General features: G+C 59.5%; 10 protein-coding genes. 4 read left to right on the top strand and 6 right to left on the bottom strand.

Annotated features, from left to right (window positions below):
• Positions 1-160 precede the first annotated feature (160 nt).
• On the top strand, positions 161-499 hold the full coding sequence (locus tag LJX92_RS11820) for a hypothetical protein (RefSeq protein WP_032880976.1): 339 nt from the start codon (positions 161-163) through the stop codon (positions 497-499).
• 62 nt (positions 500-561) lie between these two features.
• Here LJX92_RS11820 and LJX92_RS11825 read toward each other — a convergent pair whose 3' ends face one another.
• Entirely contained in the window at positions 562-798 is a 237-nt protein-coding gene (locus tag LJX92_RS11825; RefSeq protein WP_032875971.1) for a hypothetical protein, read from the bottom strand.
• A gap of 227 nt (positions 799-1025) precedes the next feature.
• On the opposite strand from LJX92_RS11825, the gene LJX92_RS11830 reads away from it, so the two are divergent.
• Positions 1026-1583: an NADPH-dependent FMN reductase gene (locus LJX92_RS11830; protein WP_005788734.1), complete on the top strand. Its 558-nt coding sequence runs from the start codon at positions 1026-1028 to the stop codon at positions 1581-1583.
• A 51-nt stretch (positions 1584-1634) separates the two neighbouring features.
• Here LJX92_RS11830 and poxB read toward each other — a convergent pair whose 3' ends face one another.
• The 3 genes from poxB to LJX92_RS11845 form a co-directional block, all read right to left on the bottom strand.
• Positions 1635-3359 carry a ubiquinone-dependent pyruvate dehydrogenase gene (gene poxB / locus LJX92_RS11835; RefSeq protein WP_103734337.1) on the bottom strand — a complete coding sequence of 575 codons (1725 nt, stop codon included), beginning with the start codon at positions 3357-3359 and terminating at the stop codon, positions 1635-1637.
• A 318-nt stretch (positions 3360-3677) separates the two neighbouring features.
• Positions 3678-4172, bottom strand: coding sequence for a DUF934 domain-containing protein (locus tag LJX92_RS11840; protein WP_103734335.1), 495 nt, complete (start codon positions 4170-4172; stop codon positions 3678-3680).
• Positions 4156-5814 carry a nitrite/sulfite reductase gene (locus LJX92_RS11845; RefSeq protein ID WP_122734705.1) on the bottom strand — a complete coding sequence of 553 codons (1659 nt, stop codon included), beginning with the start codon at positions 5812-5814 and terminating at the stop codon, positions 4156-4158. The genes LJX92_RS11840 and LJX92_RS11845 overlap by 17 nt, the downstream gene beginning before the upstream one ends.
• A 424-nt stretch (positions 5815-6238) precedes the next feature.
• On the opposite strand from LJX92_RS11845, the gene LJX92_RS11850 reads away from it, so the two are divergent.
• Positions 6239-7306, top strand: a complete 1068-nt coding sequence (locus LJX92_RS11850; protein WP_032875962.1) for an ABC transporter substrate-binding protein — start codon at positions 6239-6241, stop codon at positions 7304-7306.
• On the opposite strand, the gene LJX92_RS11855 is transcribed toward LJX92_RS11850, so the two are convergent.
• Positions 7303-7521 (bottom strand): DUF2970 domain-containing protein, encoded by a 219-nt coding sequence (locus tag LJX92_RS11855; protein WP_032875959.1) that lies wholly within the window; start codon positions 7519-7521, stop codon positions 7303-7305. The two genes, LJX92_RS11850 and LJX92_RS11855, sit on opposite strands and share 4 nt — an antisense overlap.
• 114 nt (positions 7522-7635) lie before the next feature.
• Positions 7636-12483, bottom strand: coding sequence for a dermonecrotic toxin domain-containing protein (locus LJX92_RS11860; protein WP_228309800.1), 4848 nt, complete (start codon positions 12481-12483; stop codon positions 7636-7638).
• 179 nt (positions 12484-12662) lie between these two features.
• On the opposite strand from LJX92_RS11860, the gene LJX92_RS11865 reads away from it, so the two are divergent.
• On the top strand, positions 12663-19904 hold the full coding sequence (locus tag LJX92_RS11865) for an NEL-type E3 ubiquitin ligase domain-containing protein (RefSeq protein ID WP_228309801.1): 7242 nt from the start codon (positions 12663-12665) through the stop codon (positions 19902-19904).
• Positions 19905-19918: the final 14 nt, after the last annotated feature.

Here is a 19918-nt window from a genome sequence, read left to right on the forward strand (position 1 = left end):
ATGGGTATTCAATGGTGCAAGCCCTCAGGCGCAAAAAAGACTGCGCGGGTCGCCCCGGCCTATGGCGCTCGGCCATGACCTCATTAGAATGGTGCGTCTGATCAGCAACGACCAATGCCGGCTTGCCGGTACTTACAACAAAAAACAGGTCTGGTCTCAAATGCCTCTACCCTCGACGTTCTTCGGGGTGACGGCCAAGCAACTCGTGGTTCTTGTGACCGTGGGATGCGTGGCGGCTTACCTCTTCAACGACCCCACGGAACACCCATCCGAAGGCCTTGCACTTGAAACGTTCATCCGTTCCCAGGAAAAAGTGAACGAGCAGGTCGGCACTGTGTTGGCGGTTACCTTGATCAAGCAAGTGGAGGCGTACCCCGCGTCCAACCGGTCGGGCTACAAGCGCTCGATGTACGCGGTGGAGGGGGAGAGAGGGCAACTGGTGGTGACGCTCAAACAAAGTGAGCAGGGCATCGAAGTGACGCAGATCCGCAGTCCTTGATGGCCCCGGCCCAGTCAACGCCATCGATGGCCAGGACTGAGCGGGTGTACAAACGGGGACCCTTATGATGCCAGGGTAGTTTTCGATTCGCGGACGAGAATGGTCCCCGACTGGATCAGTTTGAATTCATCGCCTTCCAGTTTCTCTACACGGTCGCCAATGGCCAGCTTGTAGGTGGTGGTGGGCGTCGAGCCAGCCAGGTCGCCTTGCGCCGGGTTGGATTCCTGGAACTCATGCACCGAATATACGCGGCCTTCCGCGTCTCTGGCATGGAACTGTCCGACTAGTACTGCTGCCATCTGTTTAGAACCTCTGGAGATAAACGCTCGATTTGCGGTTCTGTAGACCGTCAGGGAGCGGGGTAGTTTACCTATAAGAAAAAAATACTATTCGCTGATATTTTCAGACACTTCCTACGCAGGTTACTGCAAGGAAAACGCCCCGGTAATCATCGAAACCCTCTGGTGAACACGCCGCTAAGCCTTTATAACTACAAGCTCCTTTATTCAGAAGTCGGGAAACCTCAATGAGCAAGGTCTACACGATTGCCGTCCTGGTGGGCAGCTTGAGAAAAGCGTCGATCAACCGCAAGGTCGCCCTGGCCTTGGCCGAGCTGGCGCCTGCCAATCTCAAGTTGAACATTGTTGAAATCGGCGACTTGCCGCTCTACAACGAGGACATCGACGGTGCAACACCGCCCGCAGCCTACAGTACTTTCCGCCAACAGGTGAGTTCATCCGACGCGGTGCTGTTCGTGACCCCGGAATACAACCGCTCCGTACCGGCAGCGTTGAAGAACGCTATCGACGTAGGTTCTCGTCCATATGGGCAAAGCGCCTGGAGCGGCAAGCCTGGTGCGATCATCAGTGTGTCGCCGGGTGCCATTGGTGGTTTCGGCGCCAATCATCACCTGCGCCAGTCACTGGTGTTCCTGGATGTGTGGTGCATGCAGCAGCCGGAAGCTTACCTGGGTGGGGCGGGCAGTGTGTTCGATGAGGCGGGCAAGGTCTCGGAAAAGACCAAACCATTCTTGCAAGCATTTATCGATGCCTACGGCAAATGGGTGGAAAAACAGAAGGCTTGATCGGGCAATGCGCTCAGGTGTGGGAGGAGCAAGCCCCTCCCACCTTTTCGTTTAACGCAGCCAGTTGGTCCGGGCCAGTTCAATCACCTCATCCCCGCGCCCACTCATCACCGCTTTGAGCATATACAAGCTGAACCCTTTGGCCTGTTCCAGCTTGATACTTGGCGGCATCACCAGTTCCTGAGTGGCGGTCACCACGTCTACCAGCACCGGGCCATCATGGGCCAATGCGCGGCGCAAAGCCGGCTCGAGGTCTTCGGATTGCTCCACGCGAATCCCCAGGATGCCCATGGCATTGGACATGGCCGCGAAGTCCGGGTTTTTCAGCTCGGTGCCAGTGTCCAGGTACCCGGCAGCCTTCATTTCCATGGCCACAAACCCCAGGGACGAGTTATTGAACACAATGAGTTTGACCGGCAGATTCAACTGCGCCAGTGAAATGAAATCCCCCATCAACATGGTAAACCCGCCATCGCCCGACATTGAAATCACCTGGCGCCCAGGGAATGCCGCCTGGGCGCCGATGGCCTGAGGCATGGCGTTGGCCATCGAGCCATGATTGAACGAGCCGATCAGCCGGCGTTTGCCATTCATCTTCAAATAACGCGCCGCCCACACCGTGGGTGAGCCGACGTCGGCGGTGAAGATCGCATCATCGTCGGCCAGCTCGCTGAGCAAGCGTGCGACGTACTGGGGGTGGATCGGTCGATTCGCCTTGGAGGGTTGCGCCAAGTCATCCAGCCCCTGACGGGCCTTCTCGTAGTGCTTCAACGAGGTCTCAAGAAAGCTGCGATCGGTCTTGCGGGTCAGGCGCGGCAGCAGGGCATCGATGGTCTCCCTGACATCGGCTGCGATGCCCAGATCCAGCGTGGCGCGTCGTCCCAGGGCTTGCGGGTCGCGATCAACCTGAATGATCTTGGCATCGGTGGGGTAGAACTGGCGGTAGGGGAAGTCGGTGCCGAGCATGATCAAAGTGTCGCAGTCGAGCATGGCGTGGTAACCGGAACTGAAACCGATCAGGCCGGTCATGCCCACGTCAAACGGGTTATCCCACTCCACATGTTCCTTGCCGCGCAACGCGTGCACCACCGGCGCGCCGAGCGCATCGGCCAGCGCTACGACTTGGTCGTGGGCACCGGCACAGCCGCTGCCGCACAGCAGGGTGACCTTTTCACTGCCCTGAAGGATCTCGCTGAGGCGTTGCAGGTCCTGCTCAGCCGGTAAGGTGCGCGGTGCGTGCAGAGCTGGCCAGGGCTTGAGTTTATCTTCCACTTCAAGCAACGACACATCCCCCGGAATCACCACCACCGCTACGCCGCGGTTGAGGATTGCCGAGCGCATGGCACGGTGCAGTACCTGGGGCATCTGCTCGGGGTTGCTCACCAGCTCGATGAAATGGCTGCACTCCTTGAACAGTTCCTGGGGATGGGTTTCCTGGAAATAGTTGAGGCCGATCTCTGACGACGGAATTTGCGCAGCAATCGCCAGCACCGGCACATGGTTGCGATGGCAGTCGAACAAACCATTGATCAAATGCAGGTTGCCCGGCCCGCAACTGCCGGCACACACCGTCAACTCCCCCGTGGCGGCGGCTTCGGCACCGGCGGCAAAGGCGGCGACTTCTTCGTGGCGCACATGCATCCACTCGATACTGTCCATGCTGCGCAGTGCGTCGGTCAGGCCATTGAGACTGTCACCGGTCAGGCCCCAGATGCGCTTGATACCCGCCTGTTCAAGGGTGGTCGCCAGTTGCTGGGCCAGGTTGATTTTCGCCATAAGGAACTCCAGTCGTCAGTGAGGTTAAAAACTGCTGATCAGTAGAGGACAGTTCGATTACAGCGAATGCTCACCCTATAGTGTGAAGATTGCTTCATGGCCACGCGGTATTGGCGGGGGCGCCGGGGGATGAACCACTGGTCACGTACCAGCGCAATGCACGGGGCGACGTTGGCCTTGGTCTGCCCACCTAAATTTGCAGAGCCAAGCAGGACCAAATGTGGGAGGGGGCTTGCTCCCGATAGCGGTGGATCAGGCAACGAATCTGTTGACTGGTACTCCGTCATCGGGGGCAAGCCCCCTCCCACATTTTGATACTCAGCGTCGACGGAACAGCGGCAGCGGCTCGTCAGTGGCCGCCTGATAGGTCACCGAAAAGTCCTTGAGGCTTTCCAGCGCTTCGTACGGGTCTTTGTCGGCGCGCAAGGCGAAGGCATCGAACCCGCAGCGGTGCAGGTAGAACAACTGGTCACGCAGCACATCGCCAATCGCCCGCAGTTCGCCCTTGTAGCCATAACGGTCACGTAGCAGGCGGGCGTTCGAGTAGTTGCGGCCATCGGTGAACGCCGGGAAGTTCAGGGCGATGACCTGGAAGTGTTCCACGTCGGCGCCGATTTCCTCGGCTTCTTCATCGGCGTCCAGCCACACGCCCAGGCCGCCATCGCGGGCCTTGAGGGCGTGGCCGTGTTCGCGCCACAGGGCCAGCGGCACGATCAGGTCGTCGCAGTTGGAGATGCCGTCGAAGCTCGCGTCCTTGGGCAGCAGGTGCCAGGTTTCGTCGACGACTTCGTTGTTCTTAATGATTCGCTGCATAGACGCGCTCCTTGAACAGGTCGATGCCGATGCGCTGGTAGGTGTCGATGAAACGTTCATCTTCGGTGCGCTGTTCGATGTAGACGTCGATCAGCTTGCCGATCACCTCGGGCATGGCTTCCTGGGCGAAGGATGGGCCGAGGATCTTGCCCAGGCTCGCATCGCGGCTGGCGCTGCCACCCAGGGACACTTGGTAGAATTCTTCGCCTTTCTTGTCCACGCCCAGGATGCCGATGTGGCCGACGTGGTGGTGACCACAGGCGTTCATGCAACCGGAGATGTTCAGGTCCAGCTCGCCGATGTCGAACAGGTAGTCCAGGTCGTCGAAACGGCGCTGGATGGATTCGGCAATCGGGATCGACTTGGCGTTGGCCAGGGAGCAGAAGTCGCCGCCCGGGCAGCAGATGATGTCGGTCAACAGGCCAATGTTCGGCGTGGCAAAACCGCCTTCGCGCAACTCGCCCCACAGGCTGAACAGCTGGCTTTGCTCGACGTCCGCAAGAATGATGTTCTGCTCGTGGGAGGTACGCAGTTGGCCAAAGCTGTAGCGCTCGGCCAGGTCGGCAACGGCGTCCAGCTGCTTGTCGGTGATATCGCCTGGGGCAACGCCGGTGGGCTTGAGCGACAGGGTCACCGCCACATAGCCTGGCTTCTTGTGCGCCAGGGTGTTGCGCGTGCGCCAGCGGGCGAAACCTGGGTGTTGCTGGTCAAGGGCGGCCAGTTCGGCGTCCTGGTTGCTCAGGGCTTTATATTCAGGATCGACAAAATGCTTGGCGACGCGGTGCACTTCGGCTTCGGTCAGGGTGGTCTGGCCGCCGCGCAGGTGTTCCATTTCGGCGTCGACTTTCTGGGCAAACACCTCAGGGGTCAGCGCTTTGACCAGGATCTTGATCCGGGCTTTGTACTTGTTGTCGCGACGGCCGTAGCGGTTGTAGACCCGCAGGATGGCGTCGAGGTAACTCAGCAGGTCCTGCCACGGCAGGAACTCGTTGATGAACGCGCCGACCACCGGGGTACGGCCCAATCCACCACCCACCAGCACGCGGAAACCCAGCTCACCGGCAGCGTTGTACACCGGCTCCAGGCCGATATCGTGCACTTCGATGGCGGCGCGGTCCGAGGTCGAGCCATTGATGGCGATCTTGAACTTGCGCGGCAGGTAGGCGAACTCAGGGTGGAAGGTAGTCCACTGGCGCACGATCTCGCACCACGGCCGTGGGTCGATCAACTCGTCGGCAGCCACGCCGGCAAACTGATCGGTGGTCACGTTGCGCAGGCAGTTACCGCTGGTCTGAATGGCGTGCATTTGCACAGTGGCCAGTTCAGCCAGGATGTCCGGCACGTCTTCCAGGGCCGGCCAGTTGAACTGCACATTCTGGCGGGTACTGATGTGGGCATAGCCTTTGTCGAAGTCGCGGGCAATCCTGGCCATCATTCGCGTCTGGCGCGAAGTCAGCTGGCCATAGGGCACGGCGACCCGCAGCATCGGCGCAAAGCGCTGAACATAAAGGCCATTTTGCAGGCGCAGAGGGCGGAACTCTTCTTCGCTCAGTTCACCTGCTAAGTAGCGTCGGGTCTGATCACGGAACTGCTTGACGCGGTCCTCGATGATGCGCTGATCGTATTCGTCGTATACGTACATATAGGTCCTGTTCTCGGCAAATCTGCGCGCACGGCCGCGCACTCCCAACGGAGCCGGCGCACGATACCAGTTTGCGTATATGCGCAAAAGTGATGTTTGGGTATATGTAAATAACCAAACTGACTAATGAGAACTGTTATCGCCATACCCACATTTGTCATAGGGGCAACTCTGGTCTTTACTGTGGTCGAGTCTTAGTGCCGTCACCTATAAAACTGACAAGAGGCGATGCAATGAGCAATTCCACCAAAGCCCGTAAACCTGACAGTACCGTGGATGCTTGGGCCATTCTGTTCCTGATCATCTTGGTGGTCGGGACGGCCGTGTTCTGGGTCAGCCACCAGTAAAAGAGCGTTGACTGAGCCTCGATTTGCTGTCGCATTGCCACTATTATGGCGATCAATATTCCAGGCTCGAAACAACCATGTTGAAGGTTCTGATTACGTGTATGTGGTTAGCAGGATCGACGTACGGGGCGATGGCCCGGGCGGCGTCGGTGGTTTTTCTTAACCCAGGCTCGTCCACGGAAACCTTTTGGGTCAGTTATGCGCAATTCATGCAGGCCGCCGCCAAGGACCTCGGCCTGGATTTGCGCGTGCGCTATTCCGAGCGGAATGCCGATAACACCCTGGCACAAGCCCGTGAGACGCTGCAAGGCAGTCAGCGGCCCGACTATCTGGTGCTGGTCAATGAGCAATATGTAGCCCCGCCGATCTTGCGCATGGCCCGGGGCAGTGGGGTCAAGCTACTGATTGTGAATAACGCACTGACCGGCGATCAGGTGCAATTGCTGGATGCCCATAAAGACGCTGAGTGGATCGGCAGCCTGGTGGCCGACGATGAGCAGGCCGGTTACCTGATGCTCATCGACCTGCTAGGCAACCATGCCCCGCTCGCGCCAGGGGCATCCCTTGAGCTGTTGGCGTTTTCCGGAGCCAAGAACACCCCGGCTGCGCAGTTGCGTGAAAAAGGTTTGCGCCGTGCGTTGGCCGAGCACCCCCAAGTGCGTCTGCGTCAGCTTGTCTACGGTGAGTGGAACCGCCAGCGTGCCTTTGAGCAGGCCACACTGTTATTCAAACGCTACCCGCAGGCCGCATTGGTGTGGTCGGCCAATGATGAAATGGCACTGGGTGCCATGCAGGCCCTGCAAGACAGCGGGCGGGTGCCGGGTAAAGACGTGTTGTTCAGTGCGCTCAATAGCTCGCCAGAAATCCTCAGGGCACGCTTGGATGGGCGCCTGAGTACCTTGGTGGCAGGGCACTTCACTTTGGGCGGATGGGCGATGGTGTTGATCAATGACCATGCCAAGGGTATCGATATCGGCGCGACCGGCACGCGCGACCGTCAACAAGCATTGTTCCAACTGATCGATGCCGACCAGGCGCGACAGTTGCAGGCGTCGACGCCGTCGGTGGATTTTCGCGCACTGTCGGCCGTAGGCAAACCGGCATCCTACCGGTACCCGTTCAGCCTGCAATTACTGCTGCGTTAAACCCCGGCCAAGTGCAGCACAAGCTTGACGATGCCGAACAACGTCAAGGCAAATACCGCCGTGAAAAGCAGGCCCAGGATCACAAAGTGGCTGGGCTTGCCGTGGGTAAAGTCACGGGTGCGGTTCTTGCCGCTCTGAACACCAAAGGCCGCTGCCAGGACGCTGTGGAGCATTTGCCAGAAGGTTGGCGGCTTGTTGTTGGCTGGATCGTTCATAAAACCCTCGTGCGCAAGGCTGTCTTACAGAGCATAGACAATTGGGCAGCACGCGGCTGGCTTGTATCAGCCCTCTGAACCCTGCTTCTTGATCGTTCCCACGAGTGGAAACGATCAAGAACGACCGTACACCTCCAGGTGCAGGAACAGCTTCTGATCAAGCGGCGCATCGATCCGTGCGTCATCCAGATAGATCACGACGCGGTTATTGGCCTTGTCCCGCTCCATCAGTTCTTTGCGCGTAAACAGGCGTTCTGCTGGGGTCTTCAGGTGGCCGTAATTAGGCGGTGAGACGGGAGAGTCGACGGAGGTGTAATGGAAGTGCGCGTACCACAGGTTAGCTTCCTCCCACTTTATTCCTGGTTTGATTTTACGTTTGTCACGTATGACATATTCGGTGAGAAAGTCACCGGCCTTCAGTGGAATACGTTTTTTTTTCTTCACCAGGTTGATATCAACAAAACCATGTGTGTGTAAATAATCGACCTTGTAGGCTTTGGGGCGCTGTAACAGATACCCTTCGGCGCACACCTTGTGAGCCTGTTTAGAGGCAGCTTTTGCCGCGTCATCGTAGCGCTTGCGCAGGGCAGCGGCTTCTTCGCCAGTCGCGCTCTCAAGCTCCTTGGCCAATGCTGAAAATTTTGCCGCATGTTGACTCAGCATCTCCTCCCAATCCCTGGGGTTGACTGTCTCGCGTTGACTGGGCTCCTGGAGTTTGCGCTGTTGGAAGCTAATACGTTCATTGATACTGGTTCGCTCGTTTTCGATGGTTTGTGCATCCGCTTTGATTCTTTTCAATGAGCGAACCACAGGCGCGGGCGTTTTTGCCGGCACACTCTCGGGCTTGACGATTTTCCAAACGCCTTCGCTGGGATGTTCGTGGTAAGAGGCGATGATTGCGCCGGTGAGTGGGTCGGCAATGTCGACATAATTGCCCGGTTCATTGGGCTGGTGCGTACGCATGTCGCCCACCAGACTCTTCTTGTCTGCGGTTTTGATCACCCGCCGGGTGGTGGATTTTTGTCGTTTGGTTTTGTCGAGAGCCGGCCTGGGGGCAATCTTTTCTTCAACGAGGATCAAGTTGGCCAGTTGCGCCTCAAGGCTTGAACGTGCCTCACCCAGGTGTTCCAGGTACGACACGCGATAAGCCTCCCGCACGAAACCGGAGTTCATTTCGTACAACGACTTAACGGCATTCTCCAGTTGCTCATAGCGCTCAAGGGCACCCTTGAGGACATTGATTTGCTCCACCGTCGAGTAGCCTGAGGTGGTGCGCATTTCTGTATGTGCGAGCACAATGCTGACGATTTGGGGGTCGTGGAGTACACGGATGAACGGAAACTCCATCACCCCCATTGGGCGATGGGTTCGATTGAACACCAAATCAGTGAACACTAGCAGTGCATGCTGTTTGATCGCCACTGAGGAGATGTTTTGATCGGAAGGGTCTCCTTCCAACAGTAATGGGCGCAGTGCAGGGTCGGCTTGCTTGAGGAAGGTCTCGATCTGTTCTGCCGGCTCGATCATTTGATTGAGGGCCGCTACTTGGCGCTTTTTGGTGTTGATGTACTCATCGTAGGCATGGGTGATGTTTTCCGGTAATTCTCGATTGGCGCGCTCACCGAGCTCGTCGGAGTTTTCGCCGTTGTCGCTTACCAGAGTGTCGGCCATTTTTTGCGCCAGACACGCAAAGACCGAACTCCAGTAGCTATAGATGATTCTTGTGGCCTTATCTCGTGTTTGCCTGCGTGTGGAATCTGTGCGGTCGGCTTGCATCAGTTCATCGGCCTTGGCTTCGATTCGCTGCATCACAGGGATCAATGTCCGGCCGTTTTGTTGGTAGTTGTCGAGTGCTGTTTCCCACTGGGCCCTGGCATGTGCTGTATCGACTCGCCTGGCCGCGTGGCGCCTGGCGACCTGGGCGTGAAGCTGCGGGATGCTGGCTGAGGTGCCGAGGAGTAGCCAGTCCTTTCTCAGAAGTGTCGCCTGGTCGGCCAGATTGGCGCGGGTCGTATTCAAGATGGACTCCAACACAGCGGTAGAGATCACTTCTGAATTCATCTCTATCAAGAGCGCGTCAAATTCTTGTTTTAACGTGCGAATACGCTGGTCACGCTTTGACTTCCACCCACTCAAGCTGTCCCTGGGCATGCCACCCTCCAGCCTGGCACGCCGGTCCAGCCGCCAATGCCCTTGGCCATCGCTGACCAGCTTGAAGCCGGGATGCTGGGGATGGTCCGGATGCACCAGATAGACCTCGTTGAAACCCGGCACCACGTTCGCCTGAAACAACAACCCGCCAATGCTGGCGTGCCACTTGCCGTCAATCCAGTACAGCCCTTTGAGAACACCGTGTGTTAGAGGGGAGGGTAGCGGAGTGGGCCACGGAACTTGCACATCGAGCAGCGCCTTGAGCAACTTCGCGCCGGCTTGAGGGCTGGCAATCGAGTGACCGAAGTCCAGGGCCGTGTGGCCGGTCGCCGGTGGTTCACCGGGCAGCGATACTGGGCCATGGCGCACTATGGGCGCTTCTTGCGCAGCGGGCAGTCCCGCCGAGCGGTGCCACGTTTCCAGGTGCAGGGCATGCTCCTGCGCGGAGGGCTCCGACAACGGCTGTCGAGACCGATCGGAACGGGCAGTGGCGTGCAGCAGCACCATGGCGGTGTTGAGCAAAAGATCGATCAGGGCCAGCTCACGGGTGGTGGGATCGTTGCTGTCCAGGCCGGCCAGATCCTGCTCCAGGCTGCTGACCAGCACCATGAACCAACCAGCCAGCATGGCCGGGCCCTGTACCAGCGGTAACAGTAGGGTATTGAACAGCAACCACGCGCCTTCCATCACGACGGCCCAGCGGCTTTCGTGGTTGGACACCGACTCGCGGTCCGCCAGGTCGACCAAGGCCCGTGCCGTGCTGCCGAACAGATGATTGAGCAGTTGACCGTTGACTTGCGATTGCAGCCATTCGCCCGCGCCTTCATCGACGGCGAGCGTCGCAGGTGCTGGCTTTTCAGGGATGCTGAATTCATCCCCGGGCAGGAAACGAATGATGTGCGGTTCCTTGATGCCGCCATGGTCATAGATGGGGCGGGCCGTGTCGCTCAGCCACGCCAGCACCGTGTCTTGCAACGCACCGGGCGCGGCCAGTGCGTCGAGCAAGGCCTGGCGGGTCGGGTATTCATGCAGGGCCTCGGCATACAGCGGCTGGTACAGCAGGTGCGGGCCGACACTCGTATCACGCGGCTCGATAATGAACGCGTTGTTGACTTCATCCGGTGCGGCCCCGGGCTTGCGGCACAGGGCCAATGGGCGCAGAACAATCTCCTGTTCGTCGACGATTCGGTCCGAGGGCATTTCACCCATCAACGCTTTGACGTAGCGATAACCGGTGACGGTGACGCCATGCTGCCCGCGAATCTTGTATTCCAGTGCCTGCATCGGCAGCTTGACCTTGAGTTCGCGGGTAAACAGGGTTTCCCGGCGGCGCGCGTCAACCGTGTCGGACAACAAGGTGTCTTTGATTGTTTGTGGATAGGTGGCGCCGATATCGACACGCTGGATCAGCCCGGTACTGCCCAGCAGGTAGTCTTCATTGAGCCAGCTTGGAAGGGGCGTTGCATTTTTGGAGGACAGCGTGAGTGTGCCTTTAGGTTTGCCGGCCAGGTTCTTCAGCGCCAACTCCGTCAGCGACATGCGCACATGCTCGATAATACCGGCGCCGCCTGGATAACCGGCGGCCACGGCAAAGTCCAGCACCACTTCGTCAGGGTCGCAGTCGCCATGATCGGCTTGCATCTGCTTGCGCAGCGCGGCGCGGCTGAAACCGTAGATGTTTTCAATGCCCTCGTTGAACGAGCGGCCCTGGTTGCGTTGCAGCACCTGCGCCATGTCCTGTACGTGGCGATGGTAGGCAAAACGGTCGGTGACGCTGGCCTGGGCGAGCCATGGCGGCAGTTGCTCATTGACCTTTTGCAAGGTCGGCTCAGCGGCTGTCGGCACCTGGGTAAACAGCAGCGCCGGATCGGTGAGTTTTCCCAGGCGTCGTTCAAGCGTTCTTTCGTCCTGGCCCTGAAATTTCAACGTCGCCAGATCTTCCAGTTGCTGATTGAGGATCAGGCCGGCCTGTTGCTCGAACACATTGCCGTCCGGTTCGTTGCGCCGCCACGTAAGGCTGTCGAACTGGAAGCGCGCCTGCATCCTGGCTCCCCAGGCAACACCGAAGTCATCGAGGCCGTCAAACGCCTGGATATCCCCGGCCACGCTGTACAGCAGCACCTGCTTGTCGCGCACCAGCAGCAGGTCGGGGGTTAGCAGGCTGACCTGTTCGCCGGCATGGGTGAATGTGTTCTCAATCAAATAAACATAGGTGGCGGGTGAGGATTGGGGCAGGCGCTCGGCTTGCACCGGCCAGGTAGCGACGACCCTGAGCATGTCCCGCTGGGTCGGGTTCAAGCTCGATTGGCTGGCGGCTATTGCCGTCATCCGGCCGTTGAGAAATTCGCCCAGCCACTGCCAGCGGCTGCTGCCATGGCTGTCGGTTTCGCTCCAGTAGTCGGCCAGCGCAGCCTGGAAATACAGGTGAATCGATTCGGGCAGTTCATCAATGATGCTTGCGATTGCCTGCATGTCGATCTGCGGCGCGGCATCAGGCTTGAGGATCGTGGGAATCTGTTGCGTCAGGTAGTACGCCATTCCGTGTTTGGGCCGTAGGTCGAGCAACTGTGGGTTGAGCACATGGGCGATGGCAACTTCCATCAACGACCGGTAGGTGTACACCCCATCGGGGTGCGGGATGGCCAGCTTGACGGTAGCCAAGTCCAGCTTGAGCGATGGATAGCGCTCCAGGATACGGTCGCGCAGGGCATTGAACACCACGGAATACAAGGCCGGGCGCGTAGCGAAATGCGCATGGATGGCCTGGGCGGGCAGTTGGCTCAGGGTCGTGGGGGTGCTCGGGGTGGGCATGATGAAATCCTTTTACCTGTTTGAGAGAAGCGACAGGAAATCGAATGTGGTGACCCCGCAGGCGGTACAGGAATACCACTGCCGGCGCCCCGCCCCGAACGCGCACGACGTCATATATGCACCGCCTGGCCTAGCGGGCGCCGTGATGTGCTGTCAGTCCATTTCAAAGGAGTGACACGATGGACTCTTCATCCCAGCTTTCTTCGCCGGGCGTGCCAACCAACGACGTACCTGAGCCGGTGAAAAAGCTCAACGCCACCCAAAGCCTGCACGGTGACTTCCTGGAGCGCAGCAGTCCTGATTGGCTGATCAGCGCGACGCCGGCCCGCAAGCAGGCGCTCAAGGACGCCAGCACGGTCATGCCAGCGTGGCTCGCGAACGCCACGCCTGAGCAACGCAATGAGGTGACCGGCCGTTTTCTTGCCAACCTCACCACCCAGACGCAACTGGACAAGACGATGGCCTCCTTCCAGGGCATCGACGACTTCGCCCGGCCCTTGCTGCTCACAGCCCTGAAGGATCAGTACCGACTGGACCTCGATGTCGACAAAACCCTGTTGTGCCTGCGCCGCCCGCTGGCGGTGGGGATTGCCGAAGTCGAGGCGGGGGATTTCGAGTTCTTGAAACTGCCCCTGCTGGAAGCGGCCTTGCACAACTTTGAGGCCTACGAGTGCAAGGAGGGCGCTTACCACAAGACCTCCGGGTTCATGCAAGCCACCGGCACCTCCGGCACCTACCACTCGGTGGCGATCAACCTGAAGGTCAGTGAGTTTTTGACGCTGTGTCGAAACCTCAATATCGGCGCCAAATACCAGGCCTACCTGCAATCATTTTTCTACCCCGAAGACGCCAGCGCGCAAGTCACCCTGCGTGACCAGTTCATCGCCAATCAGAAGGCCGCCGTCAGGGCCGCCGCCGAGCAGGCACTGTTGACCGGCGATATCGAGCCGGCCGATCACCGCATGCTGCTGTCGGTGATCGAGGGTGAAATTCATCCCTGGATGGGCGACAAGCAGGTCTGGTTCAGGACCCTGGGCCTGATGCGGCTGCGTATGACCGGCTGCATGGTGTTCTCGATCTGCAAGAAATACAGCTACCCGGACGAGCTGATCATCTATGTGCCCCAGGACCCTGAGCATCCGCTCAAGCGCTACCGCTGGCGGCAAATGCAGGCTGAATTCAAGCGCCTGTTCACCGCCCGCGACCCGGCCAAGGCCAATGATCCCTCGCCGACGCCGTACCAGCAGTTTTTCAGTCGCTTCGTGCCCTACGACAAGCGGCCCTACTACTTCAGCCAGTTCACCCAGAAAGCCGCCGACTCACCCACCGACATCTGGCGCTCACCGTGGAAGAAATTGCTAGATTTCACCACGCCGCACTTCATCACCGGCATCAAGGAGTTGCCGCCCGAGGCGCCTGCCAAGCTTGAACCCAACCCCGACCCTTTCCTTGATCCCTCAACGCGCACGCGGCGCGGTAAAGGGATCTGGGCGGCGAACATCGACCCTTGGCAGTACTTCTACGAGCAACACCGCGAGCAGGTAATCGCAGATGCACGGGCCCATGCCGTGCCCACCGCGGACGTGGATGCCAAGGCCCGTGACGCCAAACTGGCGCACCTGCTGGAAATCGGCATGCTGGGGTTGAACATGGTGTCGATGTTCGTACCGGTGCTGGGCGAGGTCATGATGGGGGTGATGGCCGGGCAGTTGCTCTATGAAACCCTGGAAGGTGCGATTGAATGGGGCGAAGGTGACCGCCAGGCGGCCAAGGCGCACTTGATTGACGTGGCCGAGAACCTGGCACAGATCGCCGTGATGGCCGGTGTGGGGGCGGGCGTCAGTCGCTGGCGAGCGGCCAAGGCCGAGCCGGTGATCGAGGCACTTAGCGAGGTTAAGCGGCCCGATGGCCAGGTACGCTTGTGGAAGCCGAGCCTGAGTGGTTATGAACACCCCGTGACCCTGGACCGCGCCGCCTACCCCAACGCCCAAGGGCAGTATGTGAAAGAGGGCAGGACCTATATCCGCCAAGGCCCTCAGGTTTACGAGCAATACTTTGACGAGTCAATTCAGAAGTGGCGGATCAAGCACCCCACCGACCCCCAGGCCTACCAACCGATGCTTGAGCACAACGGTCACGGCGCCTGGCGGCATACCCTGGAGCGCCCGCTGGAGTGGGATCGGTTGACGCTGTTGCGGCGCATGGGGCATCAAACCGAGGTATTCACTGACCAGGAGTTGCTCAAGGTCGCCGATGTCAGCGGCGTCATCGACAACACGCTGCGCAAGATGCATATGGACCATACGCTTGCGCCGCCCGAGCTGATTGATGCGCTGCGCCTGTTCAAGGCGGATGCAGATGTGTCGCGGGTGATCGAGCAACTAGAGGGTACCCGTGATATTGATGACCTGTACCTGTATGCGCTGCCGTTGATCGTTGAAATGCCCGGTTGGCCGCGAGGGCGCGTACTGGAAGTGTTCGAGGGGGCCGGTACCTTCGGCCGGTCGGTCAAGTATGGTGCTCACCGCTCGTTTAAAGGTGGGCGCGCAGCGCTGCCGATCAAGGTGGGGCGCAGCGATATTCTCGGCGGCGAAGTGCCTGCGCGGATTCTATTGGCGTTGGACGATTCAGAGCGGGTGCAGTTGCTCGGCACCGACGGCCCAGGCAGCCTCGACGCGCGCAAGGCGAGGTTCAACCAGCGACTGGCCGACTATGCGCGCGAGCGCAGGCCGGCGATTTTCGACAGTATCTACGGCGGCACCGAGCCGCTGGACAAGCGTATCAGCCTGCTGCAACGCACTTGCCCGGGGCTCAGCAAGGCGGCAGCGCAAACGGTGCTCGACCACGCCCGTGTCGATGAGCTTGAACGGCTAGCCGCCACCGCGCGCGTACCCTTGAACATGCTCGAGGAAGCTCGCTGGTATGCGCGACAAGGACGGTTGGCCCGAGCCTACGCCGGGCTGCGTAGCGAGACGATTGCCGCGGCCGACAGCCGACGGCTGGCGCTGCATGCCCTTCAAACGCTGCCGGGCTGGCCGGATACGTTGCGCCTGGAAGTGCGCAGCACCCACACGCGTGGCACGCTGATCGACAGCATTGGTGCGCCCACCGCGGCGCAGAAAAAATACTTGGTCAAGCACGGCCCCAGCTACCAGGCGTTCGATGAGCGGGGCGAAGCACTCAACAGTCTGGCACCGGAGGGCGACAACTTTTTCGCCTCGCTGATGCATGCCTTGCCCGATGAGGCGCGCCAGAGCCTGGGAGTGCCGCAGGTCAGCCAACACGCCGTGTTGCAACGCAAACTGATCGAGCAAGCCGATGCGCATCGTCTGGAGGCCTCGGCGTGGCTGGAGCCAAAAGTGCCCAGGTTCAAGCCGCCGGTGCGCATCAACGACACGCTGATAGGTTATCAGGCCAGTGGGCGGGGGCCGAGTGTGAGCCCGCTGCTGGCTCATCAGGTGCGCATAATCTATCCGGATCTGGATGAGGTGCAGATCAATGCGTTTTTCCTTGAGCTGGTACGGGCGGGGAACGATGGCCGAGCAATCGTCAGCAGGTTGAAAGCGCTGTTTGAAGAGCGCCAGGCGCTGCATGACGCGCTCAATCATTGGGTCAATCGCTCGTCGGTAGCCAATCGTCAGAGCAATTTCCTCGCCGGGGAAGCGCTCAAGCGTAGCTGGGGCCGTTCTTGGTTGGCCGGGAAAGTGCCGAGTGCCGATGCCTTGGCGTTGACCCTCAATGAACCGTTGCCTTCATTGACGGCGAACTTTTCATACGTGCGTGAACTATCTGTTCTCGGTACGGCCCTGCATGACACCAATATCGATGGGTTTCTGAGCCAGTTTCCCTCTCTCGAAAAACTGACCTTGCGGCCGCCCTATTTCCCAACCGTAGAAACCACGGATGCCAGCCCGAAGTTGACCCGCGTGCCCCAGGTGTTGGCACAGTTCACAGGGCTCAAACATTTGGCAGTCAGCTTCGATGCACATCAGTTGACCGCGCAGTTATCGTCGCAATTGACGGCACTGGCCGGCCTTGAACACCTGGAGCTCGGTTATTTCGCCTACGACGGCCACGTCCTCAACGGCCTGGATTTAAGCCCCTTGCAACGCTTGAAACGCTTGAAGATCGTGGCGCCCAACGTGCCAATGCAATGGCCCGCCTATGTGCAGAAACTGCCGCTTCTGGAGCGACTGGATCTGGCCCAGACCGCCATTGCCACGTTGCCTGCCGAGCTCTATAGCGGGTACGAGCGGTTATGGAGCGGGTTATCGCTGGACTGGTCGACGTTCAGCTATGAAGACTTCAAGCCAGCCTATGAGCACGTCAGGAATTATGCGGGGTCGTTCGGGCCACACCTGGCGAACCTGGACGAAATGGTCAGAGGCTTTGCACGCGGAGAATTGAGCCTGCTGATGGGCGAGGTCCCTGTCGGCCGTCGAATGACGGACGTGGTCATGGGCCTGTGGAACACGCCACAAACGCGGATGAACGCCGTGCAAGCGCTGCGTGAAGAACACCTCGGCATTTTCAAGCCGTTCTACGAACCCTCTTTGGTCCCCGTACTCCGGGTGCGCTGGAGGGACGGGCAGAATGCAAGCATCCTGGCGTTGCTGAAGAAAAGCTGGCGCGGGGCGGTATGCCAACGCTATGGCCTGCCGACCGATATCGATATTTCGATGTTTGAACTGCCGGATCCAAAGATGTCGCCGACCAATCCCCTGGTCGCTGAAAAAATCCGCGAATTGCCGGTGTTGCCGGCCGGTACCTTTTCGCATGTCAAAACGTTAAAGGTGAATTGGCTGGAGGATGTGCCGCCTGATCAGCTCAGTGGTTTCATCCAGGCGTTCGCCGGAACGCAAAGCCTTGAACTGCGCTTCAGTCGCCTCACTGAGGTACCGATCAGTGCGGACATCCTGCCGGAATTGACACACCTGGACTTGTCCGACAACCAGATCGCAGTGACCCCGGCAGTACAGGCTCAATTCAATGGGTTGAACAGGCTGCAAGTGCTGAGCCTGCAATACAACCGGCTGGGCACCCTCGACGTCAGCGCACTGACCCGCCTGACGGCGCTGAACCTGCGCGAATCGATGCTACGGGAATGGCCGCAAGGTGCTGAACACCTCGCGCAATTGGCTTGCCTGGACTTACGTGACAATCAGTTGACGAGCCTTGCACCGCTCGCGCTTGATGATTCAGATGTGTTGATGCGCACTGAGTTGGCAGGCAACCCGTTGAGCGTCGAAGGCACGACGGTACTCAATGCAGCGCGGCGTCGGATCGAGACGACCAAAGGATTGCCTGAGGGGGCGTTGAGCCGGTTTGCGCTGGATCAGGAACCCCTGGTGTTTCCCCCGAAGCAGACCGCAGGTTCGGTAGCGCACTATTTGCTGCCCTTGCCATCGGGTAGTGGACACTTTGAGGGTGTTCCGGAAAATGCGATAAGGGCGTTAAGCCCGCTCTCGACGCAAGAGCAAGCCATGGCCAGGGTCAGGCAACTGCGCGAGACGGGGCTGAGCGACCTGCAAATAGATACGCAGGTCGCTCGGTGGTATCAGACCCACGACGTGCTGACGCGTGAGTTGAATGGTTGGTTGTTTACCCGCGAGGCGCGCGCTTTTGGCGACAGTCTCGACAGTCTGAAGCGAGTAACCCCCGCACAGGCGATCCGCGAATCCTGGGTTCGGGCTGTGGTAGAAGGGCGCCCGGCTGGCGAGGTCGAGACGTTGAGCTTGCAGGCGACCCAACCTGGTGATTTTCCCGCGCTCTCCGTGCCGTTTACCCATGTGCGCAGCCTCAATCTGACGGGGGTCAAGCTCACTGCGCAAGGCAGCAACGGATTTTTAGCCGCCTTTGGCCCATTGAACCGGTTGATACTCAGTGGTAATGAGCTGACAGCACTGCCCGAAGCCGTTCAACGCATGGAGCAGCTTGAACGTCTGGAACTGGCCTACAACGCCTTCACGCAAGCGCCGTCGTTGCCTGCTCGATTGCGCAGTGAGCGCTTGCGTTGGTTGGACTTGAATCATAACAACCTGCAGGCATTTGATATGCGGGACTTCAGTCGCCTGGAGACACTGGACGTGAGCTACAACGACATCGCAAGCTGGCCCGAGGGGGCGTTGGAGTCGCAGCACCTGACCCGGCTGAACCTGAGCGGCAATGCGCTGGTGTCCTTCCCGCAGTCTCTACTCGAAGGCGCGCACGACGGCTTGGTGTCAGGTACGGACCTGTCCGATAACCATAACCTGACCGCGCAAGCCCTTGAACAAATGCGCAATTACGCCGAGGCGCATGAGGCCAATGAGGTCATGGGCTTTTCGCGAGCAGAACTGGACCGCGCCCATCGTCGCAATTATGGCGGGTCCGACACTGAGTCGGACCCGGACTCCGACTCCGATGCTGATTCGGGCTCTGGTTCTGACGACGATGATAGTGATCCGGACGCCGGCTACCTGCCGGCTGAGAGCATTGAAAACCCGCTGCAAAATACCGCGCAGCCGGCACTTGACCCCTGGTTGGCCGATACCTCAGCGGAGTTGGCGACACAACGAACAGCGCTGTGGAATCAACTGGCACAGGCGCAGGATCATGATCGGTTTTTCCACCTCATTTCGCTGTTGCGCCTGACCTCGGAATTCAACCTCAATCGTCCAAGCCTCACGCAACGGGTATGGGGGGTTATCGCGGGGGCCGCAGAAAATGCCGAGTTGCGCGGTACCCTGTTCATCGAAGCCGAAACCCATGGCACCTGTATCGATGGCCGCATCCTCACGTTCAGTGAGATGGAAGTGCGGGTGTTCGAATACCGCGCCTTGCGCGATATCCCACAGCAGCGGCTCGACCTCAGGGGCCGGGCGCTGCTGAACCTGTCGCGGCAGTTGTTTCGGTTGAGCAGGGCCGATCAACTCGCAGAAGCCGCCGCGGTGGGCATGGACCGGGCCGAGGTGCGCTTGAGTTACCGGATCGGCTTGACCCGCGGCTGGCCCGACGGCCTGGAGCTGCCTGGGCAGCCGACCTACATGGCGTTCGCAAACCCGATCAATGCCGAGCTACAGGCACAGTTACGCGCACAAATCCTGGCAACTGAAAGTACCGATGCGTTTGTCGAAAGCCTGATTCAACGTGAGTACTGGTTGCGTTATCTGGATGAGCGTTACGCCGAACAGTTCGAGGCCCTTGAGGACGAACTGGCACGCCGTTATGAAGCCTTGGAGGACGCGCACAGTGATCGGGGCGATGCCCAGAGCATGGCGCGCTATGAGCAAGCCATAGGCCAGTTGGAGATCGAACGGGCCGCCGCCCGTACTCAGAAACGCATGGAGCTGTCCCGGGCGGAGATACAACGGTTATCGGGCATGGAACCTGCCACGCCCGCTCCGTCGTCACCCCAGCCCGGTCCGTCCTGGCGTCCCTGAAGCGGCAATTTAAG

This window comes from Pseudomonas sp. HN8-3 (assembly GCF_020790195.1).
GTDB classification, from domain to species: Bacteria; Pseudomonadota; Gammaproteobacteria; order Pseudomonadales; family Pseudomonadaceae; genus Aquipseudomonas; species Aquipseudomonas synxantha_A.